Source organism: Pseudomonas sp. W2-17 (assembly GCF_041060445.1).
GTDB lineage: Bacteria > Pseudomonadota > Gammaproteobacteria > Pseudomonadales > Pseudomonadaceae > Aquipseudomonas.
This window is the reverse complement of the sequence record NZ_JAUFNS010000006.1, coordinates 225,588-245,663: the sequence shown is the minus strand read 5'-3', so window position 1 is coordinate 245,663 and position 20,076 is coordinate 225,588. Positions and strand designations below refer to the sequence as shown.

Below are 20,076 nucleotides of genomic sequence, written 5' to 3'. Positions count from 1 at the left end.
CATGAGGCTGCCGGTGGCGCGGTGGTCTCGCCCTGTGTGGCGAGGCGAACAACCGGCAAACGCTGATCCGATGGTTGGCCGAATACTGGTGCCACGCAGCTTGATCAAGGCCCGGTATTCACGACCGGTGCTCACGACGGACAGAGACGAAGCTCAATCACACCTCATTTCAAAAAGGTCGCGGTATGAAACTCAACGGAAAAATCGCAGTAGTCACGGGTGCGTCCTCGGCTACCTGCTCGCCGTGCGAGAAGCGGTCAAGCTGATGGCGCCTGGTGCAAGCATCATCAATATCAGCTCGATTCTGAGCACAGATCCCTACCTGGCGTCGAGTATCTACTCGGCCACCAAGGGCGCCGTCGACACCTTGAGCTTTGCTCTGGCCAGAGAGCTGGGGCCGTGGTATCCGGGTCAACTCAATCCTGCCGGGCCACACCAATACGCCCGCAACGGCCGAGCACTTTGCGGGGGAGCTGGGAGAGAAAATACTGGCGGGTACGCCCTTGGGACGCTTCGGAGAGCCAGAGGACATCGCACCTCTGGCCGTATTTTTAGCTTCCGGCGATTCCCATTGGGTCACCGGTGAATCCATCAGGGCGTCCGGTGGCGTGCGCGGCGTCGGGTATTAACCCTCACGGCTTGAGGCCTGAAGCGCACGGTTCACGTGCGCTCGGTCCGTCGTTACGCCGCCGACAAATGCTCGTACAGGATTGTCGCGCCAACCAGCATCAGCACAATGCCGCCGATGATTTCAGCGCGTTTGCCCACCATCGTGCCCAGCACGCGGCCCAGCATCACGCCGATGGTGACCATCACCGTCGTGGCGACACCAATGGCCGCGGCAGCCACCAGGATATTCACGTTGACGAAAGCCAGACCAACGCCCACGGCCAGCGCATCGATGCTGGTGGCGAAGGCGGTCACGGCCAAGATCAGGAAGGAATGCTGGTTGGGTTTTTCTTCTTCGGCGTCTTCATGCTTGAGGCCGTTGTAGATCATGTGCACGCCGAGCACCACCAGCAGGGTGAAGGCGATCCAGTGATCCCAGTTCTTGACGTAGGACGTGGCGGCCTGGCCGATCAGCCAGCCGATCAGGGGCGTGATGCCTTCGATGACGCCAAAGATGATGCCGGTGCGCAGGGCTTCTATGAGGCGGGGCTTGTGCAGGCTTGCGCCTTTACCGATGGCCGCTGCGAAAGCGTCCGTGGACATGGCCAAAGCAAGAAGGATGAGGGAAATCGGGTTCACGGTTATGTTCCAGTCGGGCAATGAGTCAACGACGCAGCCACACGCCCGACTTTAGGCATGGATGCATCGTTGGTCTCGCCAACCCGAAGGTGTTCGTGCCACGGCAGGCCGCCGAGAATGTTGACACGAACGCTCTGTGACAGTGAGTCCAGAGCAGGCTACTCCCCAACAAGGGCCGCCACTATAACGCGAGAATGTAAAAAAAATGTCGGCGCCTGATGATTTGTTCAGCGAATCAGCACGGGGCTCAACCCGCTTCCGACGTGGCGATACAGCCCAGAATTCTCAGATACAGACTCACCGTCGTCCCCGCCCCGGGCGCTGTTGTTATGCGAGCGTCACCGCCCGATTTGATCGCGAAATCCTTGACCTGGGCCAACCCCAGTCCTGTGCCTTCGCCCGTCGCTTTGGTGGTGAAGAAAGGCTCGAACACCTGGCGCGCGACCTCGGCAGGCATGCCAGGGCCGTTGTCACTGACGCTGACCACCAGGTAATCGCCCTGTTGCAGCGAAAGGTCATCCTCCACATGCACCCAGCGGGTGGACACACGAATCTGGCCGGAACCCTTCAGCGCATCACGGGCATTGCTGAGCAGGTTCATCACGACTGCGTGCAGTTGGGCTTCGACACAGAGGACGCCCCAGCCCCATTCCGCCAGATTGAAATCGAGATCGATGCCTTCGCTCATCGAATGGCGCATCAACTGCTGCGCCGCGTGAAGGCGTGCGGTTACATCGATACAGATCAGTTCAGGCCCGTCACCGCGCACGCTCGACATCAGATAGCTGATGAGCTGCCGCCCTTGCTCAACGGCTTGCAGACCGGTCTCGGCGAAGCGCTCGACGTCCACTGGCCGTCGGGAACGCAGTCGGGTCAACTGAAACGCCGCGCTGACGCTCTGCAGCAAGTTGTTGAAGTCATGGGCAATGCTCGCGGTGAGCATGCCCAGCGACGAAATGCAGCGTGAGTTCTGCAACAGGGGCGTGACTTCGCCCTGGCTCTGCTCGGCTTGCTTGAATTGCTCCTGAAATCGCGCCAGTTGCTGTGCACGTTGTTTGTTGAGCAATCGGGCTTCCAGCAACGCCGCGGCCTGCCGGGCCAACGCCTGCAGGGCCAGGGACTGGCGTTCGCTCAGCTGACGGGGGCGGGTGTCGATCACACAAACGGTCCCCAATGCGACGCCACTGTCCGTGACCACAGGCGCACCGGCGTAGAAGCGAATGTAAGGCGGCCCGAGCACCAAAGGGCTGGAAGCGAAACGCGGGTCGAGGGCCGCATCTTCGACGATCAGCACCTGCGCAGGGTCAAGAATCGCGTGGCCGCAGAAGGCCAGATCCCGATGGGTTTCCTGCACCCCGAGGCCCACGCAGGCCTTGAACCACTGGCGTTCCCGATCGACCAGCGACACGAGCGCAATGGGCGCATCGCACAGGGTGATGGCCAGTAAAACGATGTCGTCGAATGCCTTCTCGCTGGCAGAGTCCAGCACATCCAGGTGCTCGAGCGACAAGGCGCGCTCTTCCTCGTTGAAAGGAAATGGGGCGGGATGGTGGGCCATCGGTAGTCTGCGTCGGGAAATAAATAATCGCGCATCATGCGCTGTGCCCCGTCGCCCCGCAAGGCTATCGCCCTGTCGATGGTCGGGCCGGCCCTGTCACCTCCTTTTCAACCACGCTTCGCGCTTGCACGGCATTTCACTATTGAGGCCGGCCGCTTGGGTGTGGGCGTGACAAGCCATGTCGGGCCCCTGACGGGCCGTATCAGGCCGCAACTGTTTTAAAGCCCCGCTGCAACCGATTCGATCATCCCTCTGAACCATTCCTGAGCGGGATTCCCATTGCCACGACGATGCCAGATGAGATGAAACGTAATCTCCGGCAACGCGACCGGCGGCGGGAACAGCACCAGTTTCCCTGCAGTCGGCGAGCTGAGGGCGATGCGTTTCAGGACCGTGGCGGTCATGCCGGAGGAGGCGATGATCGCTGGCACCGCGAACATCTGCGGCAGCGTCAGCGCCAGGGTGCGTTGTTTGCCCAACTGAGCCAACGCCTGATCCACCAAGCCGTGTCGATCACCCTCGGGCGAGACCAGTACATGGGACAGCGAGAGGTAAGTGTCCATGTCCATCCCGCGTCGGGCTGCCGGATGGCCATGGGCAATGAGGGTGACGAAAGTGTCACGCAGAATCGGTCGCGTGAAAATGCGACCGTCTTGATGGCTGGGCAATACGCCAATTGCCGCATCGATCACTCCCGCATCCAGCATGTCCACGGCATGGTCGCGGTCATTGACTGCGTGAACGTTGATCGACAGGTGAGGGGCGTGTTCGCTCAAGGTCTGCAGCAGCGTGGGGAGCAGCACGAACGCGGGATAGTCCGACAAGCCAAGGTTCATGGTGAGTACGGCATCGGCCGGGACAAAGTCAGGCATTTTCACCAGCGCGGCTTTTATCTGGCTCAGCGCCTCGGCGACAGGTTGGGCCAACTCACGGGCACGGGGCGTTGGAAGGAGGCCGTCAGGGCTGCGCAAAAAAAGCGGATCGCCCAACCGCTTGCGCAAGCGTGAAAGCGCCGCACTCATGGCCGGTTGGCTCACACCGACCTGGGTGGCGGCGCGCGTGACGTTGCGCTCGTCCATCAGGGCGTTGAATGCGGCCAGCAGGTTCAGATCGATGCCGTGAAAATCCATAAATCAAATAAACCTATATAGAAGCCATTTGTTATACGGATGGTAGCCCTGCGCTCACACTCTCGCCATACCCCACGACGAGAGCAACCCTATGTCCACCGCAGAACTTGCCACCCGCCTTCAAACCGAACGCCAGGCCGTTGAGACCCTCTACCGCGCGTTCAGCGAGAACAATCCCGACCTCGTCGACAGCGTGCTGGCTGCCGACTGGGACGACATCCCCCTGGCACCCGGGCAAGGCCCAGGCCCCGAGGGCATCAAACCCATTATCCGCAGCCTTGCCGACGCGTTTCCGGATGTGCGCATCGTCATCCACGACATGGTTCAGGCCCCTGGTCAGGTCGCCGTACGGGCTGAAATAACCGGCACCCACCTCGGCGAATTATTTGGCATCGCCGCCACCGGCAAACAGGTGAGCTTCCGTTTGCATGAGTTTCACGCACTGGAGAACGGGCGGGTGGTGACCACGTGGCACATGGAGGACTGGTTTGGCCTGTTCCTGCAACTCGGTCAGTTCCCTCAAGCCTGAACACTCACGAGAAAGCCATCATGAAAACAGCGTCCATTTCTGTATTCGGCGGCCCTGAGGTCGTCACGCTGCACCCCCTTGATCTGAGCAAGCCAGGTGTTGACGAGGTCCTTGTGGGCGTCGAGGCCGCCAGCGTCAACCCGCTGGATTTGAAGATCATGGCCGGGTACATGCAGCCGGTCTTTCCGGTTGAGCTGCCATACACCCCGGGCACCGATTTCAGCGGCATCGTCAGCCGCGTCGGCGAGCAGGTGACCCACCTGAAATCCGGTGATCGCGTGTTCGGCCGCAGCACGCCCACTGCGGGTGGCGCCTTTGCCCGGCAGTTGATAATCGCTGCCACCGAGCTCTGTCTGATTCCGGCTTCCATGAGTTTCGAGCAGGCGGCGGCGTTGCCGACGACCTTCGGCACCGCGCAGCAGGCGTTGTTTGAGGTGGGGCAATTGAAGCCCGGCCAACGCGTCTTGATACATGGGGCAGCGGGTGGTGTGGGCAGCATGGCGGTGCAGTTGGCGCATCGGGCGGGCGCGTATGTCATCGCCACGGCTTCGGCGCGCAACATCGAGCGGGTGAAAAGCCTGGGTGCGGACGAGGCGATCGATTACCGCACCGAGGATTTCACCACCCTGCGTGACATCGACCTGGTACTCGACACGGTCGGCGGCCCGACACTGGAAAGCTCCTGGTCGGTACTCGGCAAGGGTGGACGGATTGCGACCCTCGTGGAGTTCGACATCGAATCCCGCGAAGACCATACCGGGGAAGCCGTGTTTTTTGCCAGCGCCACGCCGTATCTCCAGGACGCCGTGCGGCAGTTCAGCGCGGGGCAGCTGCAGGTGGTGACCGACTCGATCTTCGCCCTGGACGAGACCCGCGCCGCGCTGGAGAAAGTCGCCACCGGGCATGCCTGCGGGAAGGTCATTATCCGTACTGACCATTGATTCACTGGCGTCATCAATTAAGTGACGCCTATGCCCATGGCTCCATGGGTGACGGCGTCAGACGCATCAGGCGTCCGTTCGAGATGCGTCTCCAATTTTATCGGCGCTGCCGGGTACCAAGAGTGCACTTGCGATAACACCAAAAAGATGGTCCGCACGGGCGGTCAGCGTCGGTTGATCATTCAGCCATGCAAGAGCACCCACCAGTGCAAACAGATCCGCACCGTCAATGTCACGACGCGCCAGCCCTTCAGCTTGAGCGCGGACCAGGAGTCGCGTGCCGGATGCCTTCATCGCTACACACGATGCGTGTAGGGCAGACTCCGGGGCCTCAATGGCGGCAACCATCGAGGCAATCACGCCGCGCAAGGTGTGCGCGAGCGCGACGACTTCGCGGAGCCAGGACACCAGGCAATCATCCGCTGGCTCGGATGTTTCAAGCTCGCGGGCCCGCGCAGAAAGCGCATCAAAACTGCTGCGCAGCAACGCCTCAAATAGCGCCTCCCGCGTCGGGAAATGTCGGTACAGGGTGCCCAAACCCACTTCGGCCCTTCGCGCGATATCACGCAGCGATGCCTCTGCACCGTGTTCGGCAAACGTCTCGCGGGCGACGGCGAGGAGATGAAGATAGTTTTTCTGAGCATCGGCTCTCATGGAGTGACCTTTGACAATCGGAGCGGCGCTCCATATATTCGGAGCGTTGATCCGGTAAAGATATCTCACCTCTACGCAGGAAGAAAGCGATGACGATTCTCAAGATGAAAGCGATTCGACAGCACCAGTACGGTGGCCCTGAAGTTTTACGTTACAAGGATGCGCCTGTGCCCGCGCTTGTGCCCGGTGAAGTACTGGTTCGCGTGCATGCGGTAGGCCTCAATCCGCCTGACTGGTACCTGCGCGACGGCTACAAGGCGCTGCCGCCCGAGTGGCAACCGCAGGTGCCGTTTCCGATCATTCTGGGCACAGACATCTCTGGCGTGGTTGAAGCGGTCGCCGATGACGTAACAGGTTTCAGCGTCGGCGACGAAGTGTATTCGATGGTTCGCTTTCCAAGCTTCGGGCCGAGCAAGGCTTACGCAGAATACGTCAGCGTGCCGGCCTCGGAGATCGCCCTCAAGCCACGCGGCATTGATCACGTGCATGCGGCCGCAGCGCCTATGTCGTTGCTCACTGCCTGGCAATTCATGATTGAGCTGGGGCACGACGAACCAAACCCGCTTCAACCCTACAAACACGAGCCGGTGCCACTCGAAGGCAAGACCGTTCTGGTGAACGGCGCCGCGGGCGGTGTTGGCCACTTCGCCGTGCAGCTCGCTAAATGGAAAGGGGCGCGGGTCATTGCGGTCGCCTCAGGTGAGCACGAAAAGTTCTTGCTCGGCCTGGGTGCCGACGAGTTCATCGACTACACCAAAGCGACACCCGAGGATGTTGTGACGGACGTCGACCTGGTCGTCGATTCGGTGGGCGGCCCGACAACTGGCCGCTTTCTCAAGACCCTCAAGCGCGGCGGCGCCCTGTTTCCGGTGTTTCCGCTGGGTTTCTCTGGTGCCGAGGAGGCCAAGAAACTGGGCGTCACGGTGTCCGCGACCCAGGTGCGCTCAAGCGGGGCTCAGCTTGCGGAGCTCGCCGGCCTGCTTGATGCAGGGACGATACGTGTGGTGATCGACAGCGTTTATGCGCTCGCCGATGCGCGCAAGGCGCACGAGCGCGCGGCGCGCGGCCACATCCGGGGCAAGCTTGCGCTCACGGTTCGGTGATGGGTTTTTACCGAGCCGGATTCGTGCGTTAACCCTGAGTAAAAAAGGCTGTGAGATCACGAGCGCCGTTCAACGGGCCCGTGACGTTGCCTTGAGGCGCCTCATGGTCGTTTCGGCCATTCGGCGCCTCTTGTTGAAATTGACTGTCCCACGATGGAGTGCAACGTTGAATATTTTGAAGGGCGCCATCGATGACCTGTTCAATGGCCCGGAATCAGCAGTAAACGACGCCATCGACAGACACTTTGGCGCAACGTTTGTGCAGCGCATTAATGGGGCGTGGATTGACCGCCAGACGTTCGTGGCGGGTATCAGCGAACTGCGCAGCGTCGTCACTCAAGCCACAGTCACTGTGCTCGATGAGCTGGTAGATGCAGACCGCTACGCAGAGCGGCACATCATTGAATTGATCAAGCACGACGGTGAGCGGATCGTTCAGGAGGTGTACGTGTTTGCACGGTTTGACGCAGACGGGCGCTTTAACCGGATCGAGGAGACAAGCGTGGGAGTCAGCGATTAAAGAGCACGATCTTCGTGCCTGGTGACAGCGTTTGTTAATTTTGTTTGTGAGTACTTTGCGCCGTGAAATACTTCGGTCGGCGCGAGCATCTGGTTGCGCGCGCCATCACGAATCAAGGAGCTACTGTGTTGAACAAAGGGATCAAGGTTGTAACGCTGGGGATGTTGGTCACCGCACTTGTGCTGCCGCTGGTGGCGTGTGACAAAAAGAATGGGACGGAGGGAAAGCCTGTACCACAGGCCGCTTCAAAGGTTGTTGAGGAGGACCCCGACACGCAGCTGAGCACTAAATTGAGCGCCTACGTGGATTGCTTCAACAACGCCGATGGCTCGACGCGTGCAAGTGCCGATCGTTATACCAGCTGGATTGCTGATCTGGACGCCGGGCCGACGGGCAAGGAGCGTAACGTCAATGTACTGGGCGATGTGAGTGCTCATGACCTGGACACCTGTACCAAGGCCATCACGCAAGCAACGAAAGCCAAACCGTCACTGCCGGCGCTGGATGCTGCGGCTACCCAATACCTCGTTGATTTGACTGCCCTGGCACCGCTGGTGTCGCAAGCCTACGTCTATTACAGCCATGAGGATTACAAGGACGACGGCTTCGCCAAGGCCAGGCAAATGCATCAGCCACTGATGATGGCTTTCGGTCGTTTCATCCTGTCCAGCGATAAATACGGTGCCGAACTGGGGAAAGAAAACGACGCGCTGTCCGCCGCGCAAATCGTCGAGATCGAAAAAAACGAGGGACGCCACAGCGCGTTCTACCATTTGGCGTTGATCAGGCAGGCGAAGTTGTTGAGCGCTCAGCTCATGGCTGAGTCCTTCGACGTTGCTGAGGTCTCAAAAGCGATTGACGCCTATGGTGCGCTGCTGGACGAGTCAACCAAGGCAACGGCCAACGAGCCCGGCAAGCCATTCAGTTGGTCGCTCTTCCAGAGTAAAGCCGAGGAGTTCCTGAAAAACGGCAAGGAACGCATGCGCCGGGTGCGTGACAAGACGCCTTACAGCAGTGGTGAGCAAATGCTGATGAAGGGTGACGGGAGCGGCGGCTGGATGGTTGCAGGTTCACCGATGCGGATCTTGAAGTCCTATAACGAGTTGGTGGATGCGGGTAACCGGCTCTAAGCGTTTAACCAGGGGAACGCGCATGAGCCGTTCCCCTCGCTGCACCCAACCTGTCAGCCGTGTGCAACCTCTGTCGCCATCCCCACCAGGGTCACTTCCTGCGCCTGCGCAAAGATCATGTCGGCGTTGCGCAGGTCCAGGGTCCAGTCGCCGGTGAGGGCGATCTCGAACCGATGGCCCTGAGCGTCCGCTTCCACATCCTTGAGGTAGGTGCGGTCCAGGTCGTCGTTATAGATCATTTTCAGTGTGGTTCCGGTACCGTCTCCAAAACCCGTGTAACCCAACGCCGACACGTCGATTTTGTCGTTGTTGTTGGCGAACCGGACAATCAAGTCCACAAAGCTCTGGCTGTCGGTTCGGTAGCTGTCAGTCGCCGCCGTGTAGCGGAATATGTCAGCATCATTGATGCCATCACGGCCATAGACTGAAAGGTTCGGGTCGTCGCCGCCGCTCAACAGGTCGGCACCTGCTCCTCCGATGATCACATCCGAGCCTCTGCCGCCGTCGATACGGTCGTTACCGGCCAGGCCGTAGATGACCTCCGACATGGCACTCCCCGTGATCACGTCCTTGCCAGCCGTTCCTTCGACGGTGGGGGCCGTGAACACCAAGTTGCTGCTGTTCAACTGCCCCGTCAGGTTGCCTTCGAGCGCCAGTTCAAAGCGCTGCCCGTCGGCATTGGCATCGAAACTTTTCAGGTAAGTGCGGGTGCCTTCAGCGTTGGCCTGGATGGCCAGCGATCCATTGTGGCCGTCGCCAATGCCGGTGAATCCCAACGCAATCAGGTCTACACGGTCCTGGGAAGCGTCGAAGTCCAGAATCCGGTCGCTGCCGGTTTCCGTAGCGGTACGGTAGCTGTCGCTGATCTGGCTGAAACGGAAAATGTCTGCGCCGTTCCCTCCTGCCAACACGTCACGGCCACCCGCGCCTTGCAGCACGTCGTCACCGCCCAGGCCGCGGATGATCTCGGCCGTGTCGTTGCCAATCAGGTGATTGGCCTCGCTGGAGCCGTCCACGTGGTATTGGCCGTCCTGGCTGCCGAAGGTGGTGTCCAGGCTGCCATCGGCGTTCAGTCGAGTGATCACGTCGCCGGCGATAAGGATCTTGCCATCGGGCTGAACGATTGCCGAGTGGGCATAGGCGGAGTCGCCTTGGGGCACCTGAAGGGTGAGCTTGCCATCACCGCTGAAGGAGGTATCGAAGGAACCGTCCGCATTGAGCCGCAGTACGTTGAAGGCGGTACTGTCATTACTCTCGCCGGCAATGATGATCTTGCCGTCGGCTTGCACGGTCATCGCGGCGCGGTAGTCCAGCCCCAGCGCGGTATCGAAGTACACCACGCCGTCCACGCCAAACGCGGTATCCAGGTTGCCGTCGGCTGCAAGTCGCTGAACGGCATACACCGGATCGCCCGGGTCGTGGGGTCCGTCGGAGCCTACGTATAGCCAACTGCCGAGCAAGACGCTGCCGTCGGGCTGCACAACGGTGGCGATATTGCCGGTGCCGTAATACCCGGTCGGGTTGAGGACAAGTGCGCCGTCGGCACCGAAATCCTCGGCCGGAGCCCCGCTGCTGTCCAGCTTGAACACCACTGCTTGCGAGGTGCCGCGAGCGCTGACGTACACCGAGCCATCGGCTGTGGCGTAAATCGCCATTCCATCGGTGCTGATCGGTACATCGAGGGCTGCGGCGCCGCCTTTGCCGAACGTGGTGTCCAGAGTGCCATCGAGGTTGAAGCGTTCGACTTTCAAACCGCCAAGCCCAGGCTGCGCCGACAGGACTTTTCCGTCGGCCTGCACGGCCATGACGTAGTAAGCCTCATCTTCCGGATCCAGGCTGGCGGGCACGAGGGCAATCCCGTCCTGGCTGAAACTGCTGTCCAGGCTGCCGTCGCTGTTGAGGCGCACCGACGTGAAGCTGCCACGTGTTCCATAGCTTTCATCGCCCGGCGAGCCCGGGTAACCAATGGCGGTCTGGAAGCTTTCGCCGCCGATGAGGATCTTGCCGTCAGGCTGAAGAATGATGCTCCAGGTTTGATCGCCCCCCGTGGAGGGGTCCACTTGCACGGTGCCCGTACCGGTTCGTACGGTGTAATCGATGGTGGGCTTGCTGTCTGTTGAAGCCATGACATTGTCCTTTTGACATGGAACTTGATGGGATTTAAAGGCGCCGAGGGAATGACGCTCAGGGGTTGACCGTGTGGGTGTCAATAAATGCGAACGAGGTTCCCTGTCGGCAAAAAACCGTCAGGCTGCGCGAGAGCGGGTGGCTCAACCGCTCTGGGCTTCGCTCGGTCCACGTCTCGAGCGCATGACGCGATGGGCCGCTCACCCTGTTCACATTGCTTAAATATTGCTGTGACACAGTTTCATGTCGCTTGATCAAGCATCCGACAGCGTCAGACAGCCAACCCATGGATTCCGGGCGGTTGGCTGGTTCTGTAAAAGGACTCATGAAATGAATGTCACTGTCTTAAGCGCAGGATACGCAGGACTCACCCAGGCTGGATGCCGCCGCCAGGCGATAGCCCAATGACGGTGCTGATCACAGGCGTTGCGGGGTTCATCGGCTTTCACATGGCCAGAAAGTTGTGCAGCCAGGGCGTTCACGTGGTGGGCATCGACAACTTGAACGACTACTACAGCGTCGACCTCAAGCGTGCCCGACTGGCGCAGCTCGAACACTTCCCCTCTTTTCAGTTTCAGCCCATCGACATCGTCGAGCCAAGCGCCTTGCTCGGGCTGTTCAACGCGTCCGGCTTCAGCGAGGTCATTCACCTGGCGGCGCAGGCCGGTGTTCGGTATTCCATCGACAACCCGGGCGTGTATGCCGATTCCAACCTGGTGGGGTTTCTCAACATCCTTGAAGCCTGCCGGGCGCACCCCGTAAAGCACCTTGTTTATGCGTCGAGCAGCTCGGTTTACGGCGCCAATACCAAGATGCCGTTTGCGGTGGAAGACGCCGTTGAGCAACCCGTTTCTCTGTATGCCGCGACCAAGCGCGCCAACGAGCTCATGGCTTACAGCTATTCGCATCTGTACCGGATTCCGGCGACGGGCCTGCGGTTTTTTACCGTCTACGGCCCTTGGGGGCGGCCGGACATGGCGCTGTTCAAGTTCACCCAAGCCATCCTCAAAGGCGAACCCATCGATATCTACAACGACGGCGAGATGGCGCGGGATTTCACCTACGTCGACGACATCATCGAGTCGATGAATAGGCTGTTGCCCAAGCCGCCACTCATGGAAGGGGTCCCGCCGTGTCAGCTGTTCAACATCGGTCGGGGCGAGCCGGTGAAGCTGCTCGACTTCGTCCGGTGCCTGGAATCGGCGTTGGGGATTCAGGCGAGGCGCAACTATCTGCCGCTTCAACCGGGCGACGTGCTGCAAACCTGGGCGGAAGTCTCCGGTCTGGCGAAATGGATCGACTTCAGCCCGCAGGTAGGGGTGGAGCAGGGCGTGGCTGAATTCGTGCGCTGGTATGGCGATTTCTACCCGGGCACACAGCCGAAACAGGCCAGACAATCACAACAAGAGATGCGGTGGGCGTGATGAATGAATCGGTGTTCGTGTCGGTGTTGATCCCGGCAAAAAACGAAGCGCAAAACCTGCCTTCGTTGCTGAATGAAGTACGCACCGCGCTGGCCGGTGAGCGCTATGAGGTGTTGGTGGTCGACGACGGCAGCACCGACGACACGTTGCGTGTCCTGCAGCAGATCAAGGCCGAAGGGTATGAGCCCCTGCGGATCCTGCACCATGGGGTTTCCCTCGGGCAGAGCACCTCGATCTGGCATGCCGCCCATGCTGCCCGCGGTGAATGGCTGGCAACGCTGGACGGCGATGGCCAGAACGACCCCGCCGACTTGCCCGGCATGCTGGCGCTGGTGCGCGACGCAGGGCAGGGCAACGACCAGAACCCAGGCGAGCCGGTGACCTTGGTGGCGGGGCATCGCGTCAACCGGCGAGACACCGCGAGCAAGCGCTGGGCGTCCCGGTTCGCCAATGCCTTGCGCAGCCGCATGCTCAAGGACGCGACGCCCGATACAGGCTGCGGGCTGAAGCTGATCCATCGAGCGGCGTTTCTGCAACTGCCTTACTTCGATCACATGCACCGCTTCATTCCCGCGTTGATCCAGCGCCATCATGGCCGAATGATCGTTCATCCGGTTCACCACCGGCATCGCCAGGCCGGCGTTTCCAACTACGGCAATCTGGACCGTGCGCTTGTGGGCATCCTCGACCTGTTCGGGGTCTGGTGGCTGGTGCGTCGCACGCGACTCAACACCCAGCCCGAGGAGATGAACGGATGAATTTCACCCGCGAAACGCTCTGGCTCACGGTCGGATTTCTTGGTCAGGCGGTCTTCACCGGCCGTTTCGTCTTGCAATGGCTGTACAGCGAAATCAAGAAACGCAGCGTGATTCCGGTGGGCTTCTGGTACCTGAGCATGCTTGGCAGCGCGTTGTTACTGCTCTACGCCATCTACCGCGAAGACCCGGTGTTCATCATCGGTCAGTCATTTGGCTTTGTGGTTTATCTGCGCAATCTGCAGCTGATTGCCAAGCACAAAGACCTGAAGGAATAGCCCGTGGGACGTGTTCATTCTCCCGCGCGGCAATGCCTGGCGCTGGTGGCGCTTGCGCTGATTCTGGTCGGCGCCGGCTTTGGCATCCGGCAGCCGCTCAATGTCGACGAAGAACGGTTTCTGGGCGTAGCGCTGGAAATGCTGCACAGCGGCAGCTGGCTGATCCCCCATCGGGCCGGTGAAATCTACGGCGACAAGCCGCCCTTGTTCATGTGGACGGTCGCGTTTTTCACCTGGCTGACCGGTTCGCCGTCGCTGGCACTCTTCATCCCGGGCCTGCTCTCGGCGGCCACCGCCACGGCGGTGTTGTACGACCTGGGCCGGCGCCTCTGGTGCCGCAGAGTGGGTCGGATTGCCGCGCTGCTGTTTCTGGCGACTTACCAGACCTACAGCATCCTGCGCACCGGCCAGATCGACAGCTTCCTTTGTCTGTGGGTGGCGATCGGCTTCTACGGCATGGTCCGGCATCTTCTGCTGGGCCCGGCGTGGGGCTGGTTCTACGTCGCGTGTCTGGCCATGGGCCTGGGCATCATCAGCAAAGGGGTGGGTTTTCTGCCGGCGTTGATGTTGGTGCCCTATGTCTATGCCGTGCGCAAGCGATGGCCGGGTGTGGCCGTCATGCCGGGGCAGGGGCTTCGCTGGGCGACCGGTTTTCTGGTGGTGCTGGCGGGGTGCGCGGTCTGGGTTGTCCCGCTGCTCGCCACCGTCTGGCTCAAAGGTGGGCCTGACGAAGTGGCGTACCTGAAGGAAATCCTGTTTCACCAGACCGGTGGTCGCTACGCGTCGGCATGGGATCACCGCGAACCGTTCTGGTATTTCCTCACCGTCATTCCCCAGTACTGGCTGCCGCTGGTGCCGGCGTTGCCGTGGCTGGTGCCCGCTTGGCGCCGCCAGCTGCGCAAGCACGACGCGCGGATCTTGTTGTTGCTGGGCTGGGTGGTGCTGGTGGTGCTGTTTTTCTGCCTGAGCACCGGCAAGCGCAAAATCTATATCTTCCCCGCGCTACCCGGCCTGGTGCTGGCCGCCGCGCCGCTGATTCCGTGGCTGCTTCGCCGCTGGTTTGGCAATCGCCCGAAGGCCCGCGCCGTGTTTGGCGTGGCGGTGGTGGCATGGTTTTGCCTGTGGTTCGGCCGTGGCTTCGTCGAACCGTTCACCGACGGCCCCAACCCCCACAAGGTGCTGATGAGCGAAGCGGCCCGGCTGACCGACGGCGCCGAGCTGGTGCTGGTCGGCTGGCGGGAAGGGCACTGGCTGTTCGCGCGCCAGCCGGTGGTGCATTTCGGGTTTGCCGATCAGTCCGCCGTCGAGCACGCCGCGCTCTGGTTGCGCACCCATCCGGCGGCGTTCGCTCTGGTGCCCGCCGCTGAACTGGAGCGCTGTTTCATGGCGGGTAAGGCTCGCCAGCTGGGATCAACGTCGAGGGCCGAGTGGTTGATCGTCGGGCCTGACGCGGACAATGGTCGCTGCCAGCCGCCGGCGCCCGTGCGCGCTTATCGCTTCTCGTGGGGTTCTGACGCGTTGTAGGCCCGTGGCGCGCACGGGCCTTTCGTTAGACGCGGCAGCTCCGCGTCTCTACGGATCATTCACCGCCGTTCAAAACACCCTTTGAGATCCTCAATCAGCCCAGGGCCGGTCGGCACCCAGCCCAATCGCGCCCGGGTTTTGCTGCTGTTGCTCGACATATCCCGTCCCACAAAGCTCGACAGCCAGCCGAACCTCGCCATCGCCTCGTCGGCTGGCACTGAAACAACGGGCAGTCCCAACCCTTCACCCAAGGCTTCGGCGATGAGGTGGAAGGGAATGTGGCTTTCGGCGGTTGCATGATAGCGAGCGCCGGTTTGGTGTTTTTCCAGCGCGAGGCGATACAGCTGAGCAGTGTCTGAAATGTGCGCGGCGGACCAGTGATTCATGCCCGCGTCGACATACGCCGAGACGCCGGTCCCCCGCGCGTGCTTGATGAGTTCGGTGACCAGGCCCTGTTTGACCGTGTCGTGGATTTGCGACAGGCGCATCACCACAACGTTGAGGCCGCGTTGCAACAGCGCCTCTGCTGCCCGTTCCGAGGCGGCGCGGGGATTTGGATGCTCGGCATTGAAATGATCCTCATCGGCAGGCTCGCCCGGTGCCGGCGAACCCATCGGCGTGGCGGAGGTGATCAACAGCGGGCGCTGCGAGCCGTTCAGCGCTTCGCCCAGTGCGGCGATGGCCCGCGCATCTTTCTGGCAGTTGTCGACGAGGTGAGCGAAGTCGTGAGCGAACGCGGTGTGAATGACCGCGTCGCACTGCTCGGCACCGAGTCTGAGGCTGGCGAGGTCTTCGAGGATGCCGTGGTGAGGCTCGGCACCGATGGCGCGCAATGCTTCTGCTCCCGCTTGAGAACGGGTCATGCCCAGTACCTGATGACCTGCGGTGAGGAGTTCTTGAGTGACATGGGAACCGATAAAGCCCGTAGAGCCGGTCAGAAATACGCGCATGCTAAAAACTCCTTTTGCTGAAGCCGGCAGGATGCGCGTAACGTTTATCCGCTTAAAAGACGTGACGTTATCAGGGTATAAAAACCAACAGGATCACCATGGCCAACCCCTCTGTTCATTTGCTGGGCACGTATCTGAAGGATTGCCGGGCGCGCCTGGATCCGGCCAGTTTCGGCTTTTCCGGCCGACGACGGACACCGGGTCTGCGCCGGGAAGAAGTCGCGCAGCGCGCCAATATCAGCGCGACCTGGTACACGTGGCTGGAGCAGGGGCGGGGCGGGGCACCCTCGGCGCAGGTGCTGAATCGGATTGCGGAAAGTCTGCTGATGACCGAACCCGAGCGCGAGCACCTGTTCATGCTCGCTTTCGGCCATCCGCCGGAAGTGGTCTACAGCGCGCCCGACGGGGTGACGCCGCGGCTGCAACGGGTCCTCGACACCCTCGCGTACAGCCCCGCTTTTATCAAAACGGCGACGTGGGACGTGCTGGCCTGGAACACCGCAGCGGCGGCGGTCTTTACCGATTACAGCCTGCTGCCGGTGGGACAACGCAACATCTTGCGCCTGATGTTCTGCAACCCGCGCGCCCAGGCCCGGCAGGCTGACTGGAACGCGGTGGCGCGTTTCATCGTCGCGGCGTTTCGGGTGGATGCGACCCGCGCCGGTGCGGCGTCCGAGGTGAGCCAGCTGGCCGAAGAACTGTGCTCCCTGAGCCCGGAATTCGCGGTGCTGTGGGGAGACAACGACGTGCGGCTTCAGGGCGAAGGCACCAAACGCCTGCGCCACGATCCCCACGGCATCATCGAGCTGGAATACTCGAACTTTGCGGTGGACGGGCGACTGGACCTGTCGATGATCGTCTATAACCCGGTCACCGCCGCCGATGCCGATCGTGTGCGGGCGGTGATCGAAGACCATTCCCGGCTGAAACCGGAGCTCTTTGTGGGGCCGGTATCAGCCGGGAAGGCGTCGGTAATCACGCTGCAAAATTGATGGCGTACGCGCTGGCCTCTTCCCGGCTGAAGCCGGTCCTACTGACACTGTGCGGTGGATTCGGTCGTGGCTTCAGCATTGGCCTCAGCCGCCAGCTTCAACCGGTCGGCCTTGCTGACGTAGGTGTCTTTGTTCTTCGGCGCCAGTTTGGCACTCGCCTTTTTTGCGTTGGCTCTGAGTATCTGGTTAAGTTTCTTGCGACGGTTCATGCCTGGTTACCCGGTGTGCAGAGGCTGGACGGTGAAAAGGCAGGCAGTGAATCAGATCGCCGCTCAATCTGCCACACGCGTCTGCCACTATTGCCCCTGACGGGGATAAGGCGTCAGCGCATACCGAACCGTTCCATTCCAGAAGAAACCGCAGAGAACCACGATGGATCTTGAAGACAGCTCATACCTGACAACCAGTAGAGGCACTGGAAGCGGTGTATGGCCCGATCGCGCCGCCGTCTCTGGTCAAAGAAGTTGACCACATTCACCCGGTTTACCGGCCGTTCATCGAAGCGGCGTCCTTCGTGATCCTCGCCTCGTCGGGCGCAGGCGGCCTGGATGCGTCGCCGCGGGGCGATCAGCCAGGCTTCGTGCACATCGAAGACAGCCAGACGCTGTATCTGCCAGACCGACGGGGCAACAACCGCATCGACACCCTGCGCAACATCATCGAAGACCCGCGAGTGGCGCTGCTGTTTCTCGTCCCGGGCGTCGGCGAAACCCTGCGCGTTAACGGCACGGCGCAGATCTCCATCGCCCCCGACCTGCTAGCGCGTTTTGCCGTGGACGGGAAGCCGCCGAAATCGGTGCTGAAAATCACCGTCACCAGCGTCTATTTCCAGTGCAGCCGGGCGGTGATCAGGGCAGGGCTGTGGGATGCCTCAAAGCAGATACCGCGTAGCGCGTTGCCGACAGCGGGTCAGATTCTCAAGGAGGTTTCGAAGGCAGCCATCGACGGTGATGCGTACGACAAAGCGCTACCGGGTCGGATCGCCGATACGTTGTACTGACGACCGCGAGAACCTTTCAGCAGATCGGCAGCCACATGGCGTGACTGCCGAGGTAACCCATCAAGGGTTCTGCGGGCCTTTAAGCATCAGTTCCTGAACATCCGGCTGAACCTGATTCACCGCGCCCAGGTATTCAATCAGCTCGGCCGCCCGACTGCCGCGCAATCCTGCGGTGGTCAGGGACTTGTCGCGCACGTAGGTGTAGAGCCCGGAGACAGCGAACGTCTTGAGCTGGGCGATGTGCTTCGACTGTTCAGGCAAGGTGTTCTGGAACACGTCACTCTGGAAAAACCGCCGACGCGCCAGTGGCGACTTGAACGCGATTTCCAGCACGGCCAATTCCGCGCGGGCCGAGTTGGCGAAGTGCGCGACGTTCGGCGCGGGCGGGTGCTGGCCATCGTTCTCGAAAGGTTCGCACAGGTGCAGAACGACCTTGACCACGTCATCGGACGCTGCCAGCACTGGGCCCAGATTCGATTTCAAATACCCGTGCAGCTGCGCCAGGGTTTCCCGCGGGCTGAAGTGGATGTGAATGCGGTCGAAGGTGTCGGTGCCGTTGAACCGCTCATCCGCCAGCGAGTTGGTCAGGGTCAGCGAACCTTGGGGCAGGGCGTAGGCCAGGGTTTCGTCGAACATGTTCTGCTCGTCCGAAAACAGAATCGGGCTGGCCTCCTGAAACTGCTTCTGGTCCGCAGCGGACTCGAAGCCGATCTCCACCCCACCGTCCAGTTCGTAATCCTGAATCTCGCTGATGCCATCGGCGAGGGGCCAGAGGTGTGCATCCTGCTGCCGGGAAAAGTGGTGCTGGATGTACAAACCAAGGCCCGGAAGCCGGGAGCACAGCGGGCCGTGGACGTCGCGCCAGTAATGAGCGAATACTTCATGGGGCACGCGCTCCCGTCGTTTGACGGTCGTGTAGCTGTTGATCTCGATCATGCGGCACCTGTCAGTCGGGAAATGTTCAGTCGTAGTGATCGGATGCAGGTGCCGCTGCAGGGTTCAACGTTTTTACCGGACGGCGTCGGCAGGCTTACTCGGAAGCGACCTGTGTGACGTGAATGTCCGTCAGCCCGAGCTGGCCGGCCTGTTCGATGATTTCATCCGGTTCGGCATCGGCGTTGGGCATGATCAGGCTGTTTTCGCTGTCGCCGAAATGCAGCTCAAGCAGGTGCATCGCGGCCTCGGACGCCGGCAGCTCAGGTTGATTCAGCTCGAAGCGGTGGCTGCGGGGTTGGTCTTTGAAGCGATAGTCGACGGAGAAAACGGGCATGGAAGGCTCCAGAAATGAAAACGAGGATCGCGTTATTTACCGTTTTGTTTGTGCCTGACGTACATCACCGCCGTGCCACTGGACGCGGGTCTGGCCTGCAGCTCGAACGCCTGCGGGTAGCCCTTGATCAGGTCGCTGAGCTTTTTGTAGCCGTGGGTGCGCGGGTCGAATTCCGGTCGCAGCTTGGTGATGTTGGTGCCCAGCGCGCCGAGCTGCACCCAGCCATCTTCGTCGGCGATGTCGTCGAGGATTTTCGCGATGAAGCTGATGGGCGCTTTGGGCCGTTTTGCCGTCTCGGTCGCTGCGGGTTTGGCCAGTTCTGACTGCGCGGGAGCATCGAGCGTCTGCTCTGCGCTGGCGGCGGCAATCACTTCCTCGCGGAGCAATTCGATGTAGATGAATTTATCGCAGGCCGCCACGAATGGCCGGGGCGTTTTTTCTTCACCGAAGCCAATCACGGTCAGGCCCTCCTCGCGCAATCGCGAGGCCAGGCGAGTGAAATCGCTGTCGCTGGAGACCAGGCAAAAGCCGTCGAAGCGGCGCGTGTACAGCAGGTCCATGGCGTCGATGATCAGAGAGCTGTCGGTGGCGTTCTTGCCTTTGGTGTAGGCGAATTGCTGGATGGGCTGGATCGAGTGGTCGAGCAGGACTTTCTTCCAGCCGCCGAGCTGCGGCCCGGTCCAGTCGCCATAGATGCGCTTGACGCTGGCGACGCCATATTTGGCGATTTCTTCGAACAGGCCTTCGACGATGGCGGCGGGGGCGTTGTCCGCATCGATCAGAACGGCGAGGTGTTTTTGAGCGTGACTGGAGGGGTTCGTGGCCATGGATCTTCCTTGGCAGGGGAAAGCCACACCATACCTGCAAATCCTCATCGCAAACAGGCAACCCATTCTGTCTTCTGCGGCTCGGTTGTTCATTCATCGAGCCGCTGGCGACGTCG

General features: G+C 61.1%; 21 protein-coding genes and 1 pseudogene. 12 read left to right on the top strand and 10 right to left on the bottom strand.

What is annotated here, in order from left to right; genetic code table 11:
• Position 1 precedes the first annotated feature (1 nt).
• Positions 2 to 629: pseudogene (locus tag QWI20_RS10065) on the top strand (SDR family NAD(P)-dependent oxidoreductase).
• 52 nt (positions 630 to 681) lie between these two features.
• Here the strand turns inward: QWI20_RS10065 and mntP are convergent.
• The 3 genes from mntP to QWI20_RS10050 form a co-directional block, all read right to left on the bottom strand.
• Positions 682 to 1,248 carry a manganese efflux pump MntP gene (gene mntP, locus QWI20_RS10060; protein WP_369305332.1) on the bottom strand — a complete coding sequence of 189 codons (567 nt, stop codon included), beginning with the start codon at positions 1,246 to 1,248 and terminating at the stop codon, positions 682 to 684.
• Positions 1,249 to 1,495: 247 nt separating this feature from the next.
• On the bottom strand, positions 1,496 to 2,806 hold the full coding sequence (locus QWI20_RS10055) for an ATP-binding protein (RefSeq protein WP_369305331.1): 1,311 nt from the start codon (positions 2,804 to 2,806) through the stop codon (positions 1,496 to 1,498).
• Between the two features lie 218 nt (positions 2,807 to 3,024).
• A complete protein-coding gene (locus QWI20_RS10050; protein WP_369305330.1) occupies positions 3,025 to 3,936 on the bottom strand; it encodes a LysR family transcriptional regulator in 912 nt (303 codons plus the stop codon).
• Between the two features lie 91 nt (positions 3,937 to 4,027).
• On the opposite strand from QWI20_RS10050, the gene QWI20_RS10045 reads away from it, so the two are divergent.
• Both QWI20_RS10045 and QWI20_RS10040 read left to right on the top strand, forming a co-directional pair.
• Positions 4,028 to 4,465 carry an ester cyclase gene (locus tag QWI20_RS10045; RefSeq protein WP_282372030.1) on the top strand — a complete coding sequence of 146 codons (438 nt, stop codon included), beginning with the start codon at positions 4,028 to 4,030 and terminating at the stop codon, positions 4,463 to 4,465.
• A gap of 20 nt (positions 4,466 to 4,485) precedes the next feature.
• The gene (locus QWI20_RS10040) at positions 4,486 to 5,406 is read left to right on the top strand and encodes an NADP-dependent oxidoreductase (protein ID WP_369305329.1); all 921 of its coding nucleotides are present in this window, start codon (positions 4,486 to 4,488) and stop codon (positions 5,404 to 5,406) included.
• Between the two features lie 66 nt (positions 5,407 to 5,472).
• Here the strand turns inward: QWI20_RS10040 and QWI20_RS10035 are convergent, their stop codons facing one another.
• Positions 5,473 to 6,060 carry a TetR/AcrR family transcriptional regulator gene (locus QWI20_RS10035; RefSeq protein ID WP_369305328.1) on the bottom strand — a complete coding sequence of 196 codons (588 nt, stop codon included), beginning with the start codon at positions 6,058 to 6,060 and terminating at the stop codon, positions 5,473 to 5,475.
• A gap of 89 nt (positions 6,061 to 6,149) precedes the next feature.
• On the opposite strand from QWI20_RS10035, the gene QWI20_RS10030 reads away from it, so the two are divergent.
• The 3 genes from QWI20_RS10030 to QWI20_RS10020 all read left to right on the top strand — a co-directional run bounded on the left by QWI20_RS10030 (position 6,150) and on the right by QWI20_RS10020 (position 8,813).
• On the top strand, positions 6,150 to 7,163 hold the full coding sequence (locus QWI20_RS10030) for an NADP-dependent oxidoreductase (protein WP_369305327.1): 1,014 nt from the start codon (positions 6,150 to 6,152) through the stop codon (positions 7,161 to 7,163).
• A 166-nt stretch (positions 7,164 to 7,329) separates the two neighbouring features.
• Positions 7,330 to 7,683: a hypothetical protein gene (locus QWI20_RS10025; protein WP_369305326.1), complete on the top strand. Its 354-nt coding sequence runs from the start codon at positions 7,330 to 7,332 to the stop codon at positions 7,681 to 7,683.
• A gap of 128 nt (positions 7,684 to 7,811) precedes the next feature.
• A complete protein-coding gene (locus QWI20_RS10020; protein WP_369305325.1) occupies positions 7,812 to 8,813 on the top strand; it encodes a YiiG family protein in 1,002 nt (333 codons plus the stop codon).
• A gap of 53 nt (positions 8,814 to 8,866) precedes the next feature.
• Here the strand turns inward: QWI20_RS10020 and QWI20_RS10015 are convergent, their stop codons facing one another.
• Positions 8,867 to 10,939 carry a calcium-binding protein gene (locus tag QWI20_RS10015; RefSeq protein WP_369305324.1) on the bottom strand — a complete coding sequence of 691 codons (2,073 nt, stop codon included), beginning with the start codon at positions 10,937 to 10,939 and terminating at the stop codon, positions 8,867 to 8,869.
• Between the two features lie 405 nt (positions 10,940 to 11,344).
• Here QWI20_RS10015 and QWI20_RS10010 point away from each other — a divergent pair, with 405 nt between their 5' ends.
• The 4 genes from QWI20_RS10010 to QWI20_RS09995 are packed head-to-tail and all read left to right on the top strand — an operon-like array spanning position 11,345 to position 14,921.
• On the top strand, positions 11,345 to 12,364 hold the full coding sequence (locus tag QWI20_RS10010) for an NAD-dependent epimerase/dehydratase family protein (RefSeq protein WP_369305323.1): 1,020 nt from the start codon (positions 11,345 to 11,347) through the stop codon (positions 12,362 to 12,364).
• Complete coding sequence (locus QWI20_RS10005) at positions 12,364 to 13,122, top strand: glycosyltransferase family 2 protein (protein WP_369305322.1); 759 nt, start codon at positions 12,364 to 12,366, stop codon at positions 13,120 to 13,122. The genes QWI20_RS10010 and QWI20_RS10005 overlap by 1 nt, the downstream gene beginning before the upstream one ends.
• Positions 13,119 to 13,397 (top strand): lipid-A-disaccharide synthase N-terminal domain-containing protein, encoded by a 279-nt coding sequence (locus QWI20_RS10000; RefSeq protein ID WP_192173500.1) that lies wholly within the window; start codon positions 13,119 to 13,121, stop codon positions 13,395 to 13,397. Before QWI20_RS10005 ends, QWI20_RS10000 begins: the two co-directional genes overlap by 4 nt.
• Positions 13,398 to 13,400: 3 nt before the next feature.
• Positions 13,401 to 14,921 (top strand): ArnT family glycosyltransferase, encoded by a 1,521-nt coding sequence (locus tag QWI20_RS09995; RefSeq protein ID WP_369305321.1) that lies wholly within the window; start codon positions 13,401 to 13,403, stop codon positions 14,919 to 14,921.
• A gap of 59 nt (positions 14,922 to 14,980) precedes the next feature.
• Here QWI20_RS09995 and QWI20_RS09990 read toward each other — a convergent pair whose 3' ends face one another.
• Complete coding sequence (locus tag QWI20_RS09990) at positions 14,981 to 15,871, bottom strand: SDR family oxidoreductase (RefSeq protein ID WP_369305320.1); 891 nt, start codon at positions 15,869 to 15,871, stop codon at positions 14,981 to 14,983.
• A 98-nt stretch (positions 15,872 to 15,969) separates the two neighbouring features.
• On the opposite strand from QWI20_RS09990, the gene QWI20_RS09985 reads away from it, so the two are divergent.
• The gene (locus QWI20_RS09985; RefSeq protein WP_369305319.1) at positions 15,970 to 16,863 is read left to right on the top strand and encodes a helix-turn-helix transcriptional regulator; all 894 of its coding nucleotides are present in this window, start codon (positions 15,970 to 15,972) and stop codon (positions 16,861 to 16,863) included.
• A gap of 38 nt (positions 16,864 to 16,901) precedes the next feature.
• Here the strand turns inward: QWI20_RS09985 and QWI20_RS09980 are convergent, their stop codons facing one another.
• On the bottom strand, positions 16,902 to 17,072 hold the full coding sequence (locus QWI20_RS09980) for a DUF2986 domain-containing protein (RefSeq protein ID WP_369305318.1): 171 nt from the start codon (positions 17,070 to 17,072) through the stop codon (positions 16,902 to 16,904).
• A gap of 215 nt (positions 17,073 to 17,287) precedes the next feature.
• Between QWI20_RS09980 and QWI20_RS09975 the strand changes: the two genes are divergently transcribed.
• Positions 17,288 to 17,863 carry a pyridoxamine 5'-phosphate oxidase family protein gene (locus tag QWI20_RS09975; RefSeq protein ID WP_369305317.1) on the top strand — a complete coding sequence of 192 codons (576 nt, stop codon included), beginning with the start codon at positions 17,288 to 17,290 and terminating at the stop codon, positions 17,861 to 17,863.
• 60 nt (positions 17,864 to 17,923) lie between these two features.
• Here the strand turns inward: QWI20_RS09975 and QWI20_RS09970 are convergent, their stop codons facing one another.
• The 3 genes from QWI20_RS09970 to QWI20_RS09960 all read right to left on the bottom strand — a co-directional run bounded on the left by QWI20_RS09970 (position 17,924) and on the right by QWI20_RS09960 (position 19,960).
• Positions 17,924 to 18,799: an EthD domain-containing protein gene (locus QWI20_RS09970; protein ID WP_369305316.1), complete on the bottom strand. Its 876-nt coding sequence runs from the start codon at positions 18,797 to 18,799 to the stop codon at positions 17,924 to 17,926.
• A gap of 94 nt (positions 18,800 to 18,893) precedes the next feature.
• Complete coding sequence (locus tag QWI20_RS09965; RefSeq protein WP_369305315.1) at positions 18,894 to 19,133, bottom strand: hypothetical protein; 240 nt, start codon at positions 19,131 to 19,133, stop codon at positions 18,894 to 18,896.
• Between the two features lie 32 nt (positions 19,134 to 19,165).
• Positions 19,166 to 19,960: an NYN domain-containing protein gene (locus QWI20_RS09960; protein ID WP_346629065.1), complete on the bottom strand. Its 795-nt coding sequence runs from the start codon at positions 19,958 to 19,960 to the stop codon at positions 19,166 to 19,168.
• Between the last annotated feature and the right edge of the window lie 116 nt (positions 19,961 to 20,076).

Bases quoted from the DNA above. Each gene is read 5' to 3' on its own strand.
- QWI20_RS10010 (WP_369305323.1), top strand. From the start codon at position 11,345: ATGACGGTGCTGATCACAGGCGTTGCGGGGTTCATCGGCTTTCACATG.
- QWI20_RS09985 (WP_369305319.1), top strand. From the start codon at position 15,970: ATGGCCAACCCCTCTGTTCATTTGCTGGGCACGTATCTGAAGGATTGC.
- QWI20_RS09970 (WP_369305316.1), bottom strand. From the start codon at position 18,799: ATGATCGAGATCAACAGCTACACGACCGTCAAACGACGGGAGCGCGTG.
- QWI20_RS10030 (WP_369305327.1), top strand. From the start codon at position 6,150: ATGACGATTCTCAAGATGAAAGCGATTCGACAGCACCAGTACGGTGGC.
- QWI20_RS09980 (WP_369305318.1), bottom strand. From the start codon at position 17,072: ATGAACCGTCGCAAGAAACTTAACCAGATACTCAGAGCCAACGCAAAA.
- QWI20_RS09965 (WP_369305315.1), bottom strand. From the start codon at position 19,133: ATGCCCGTTTTCTCCGTCGACTATCGCTTCAAAGACCAACCCCGCAGC.
- QWI20_RS10045 (WP_282372030.1), top strand. From the start codon at position 4,028: ATGTCCACCGCAGAACTTGCCACCCGCCTTCAAACCGAACGCCAGGCC.
- QWI20_RS10050 (WP_369305330.1), bottom strand. From the start codon at position 3,936: ATGGATTTTCACGGCATCGATCTGAACCTGCTGGCCGCATTCAACGCC.
- QWI20_RS10040 (WP_369305329.1), top strand. From the start codon at position 4,486: ATGAAAACAGCGTCCATTTCTGTATTCGGCGGCCCTGAGGTCGTCACG.
- QWI20_RS10000 (WP_192173500.1), top strand. From the start codon at position 13,119: ATGAATTTCACCCGCGAAACGCTCTGGCTCACGGTCGGATTTCTTGGT.
- QWI20_RS09960 (WP_346629065.1), bottom strand. From the start codon at position 19,960: ATGGCCACGAACCCCTCCAGTCACGCTCAAAAACACCTCGCCGTTCTG.
- QWI20_RS09990 (WP_369305320.1), bottom strand. From the start codon at position 15,871: ATGCGCGTATTTCTGACCGGCTCTACGGGCTTTATCGGTTCCCATGTC.
- QWI20_RS10035 (WP_369305328.1), bottom strand. From the start codon at position 6,060: ATGAGAGCCGATGCTCAGAAAAACTATCTTCATCTCCTCGCCGTCGCC.
- QWI20_RS10005 (WP_369305322.1), top strand. From the start codon at position 12,364: ATGAATGAATCGGTGTTCGTGTCGGTGTTGATCCCGGCAAAAAACGAA.
- QWI20_RS10055 (WP_369305331.1), bottom strand. From the start codon at position 2,806: ATGGCCCACCATCCCGCCCCATTTCCTTTCAACGAGGAAGAGCGCGCC.
- QWI20_RS10015 (WP_369305324.1), bottom strand. From the start codon at position 10,939: ATGGCTTCAACAGACAGCAAGCCCACCATCGATTACACCGTACGAACC.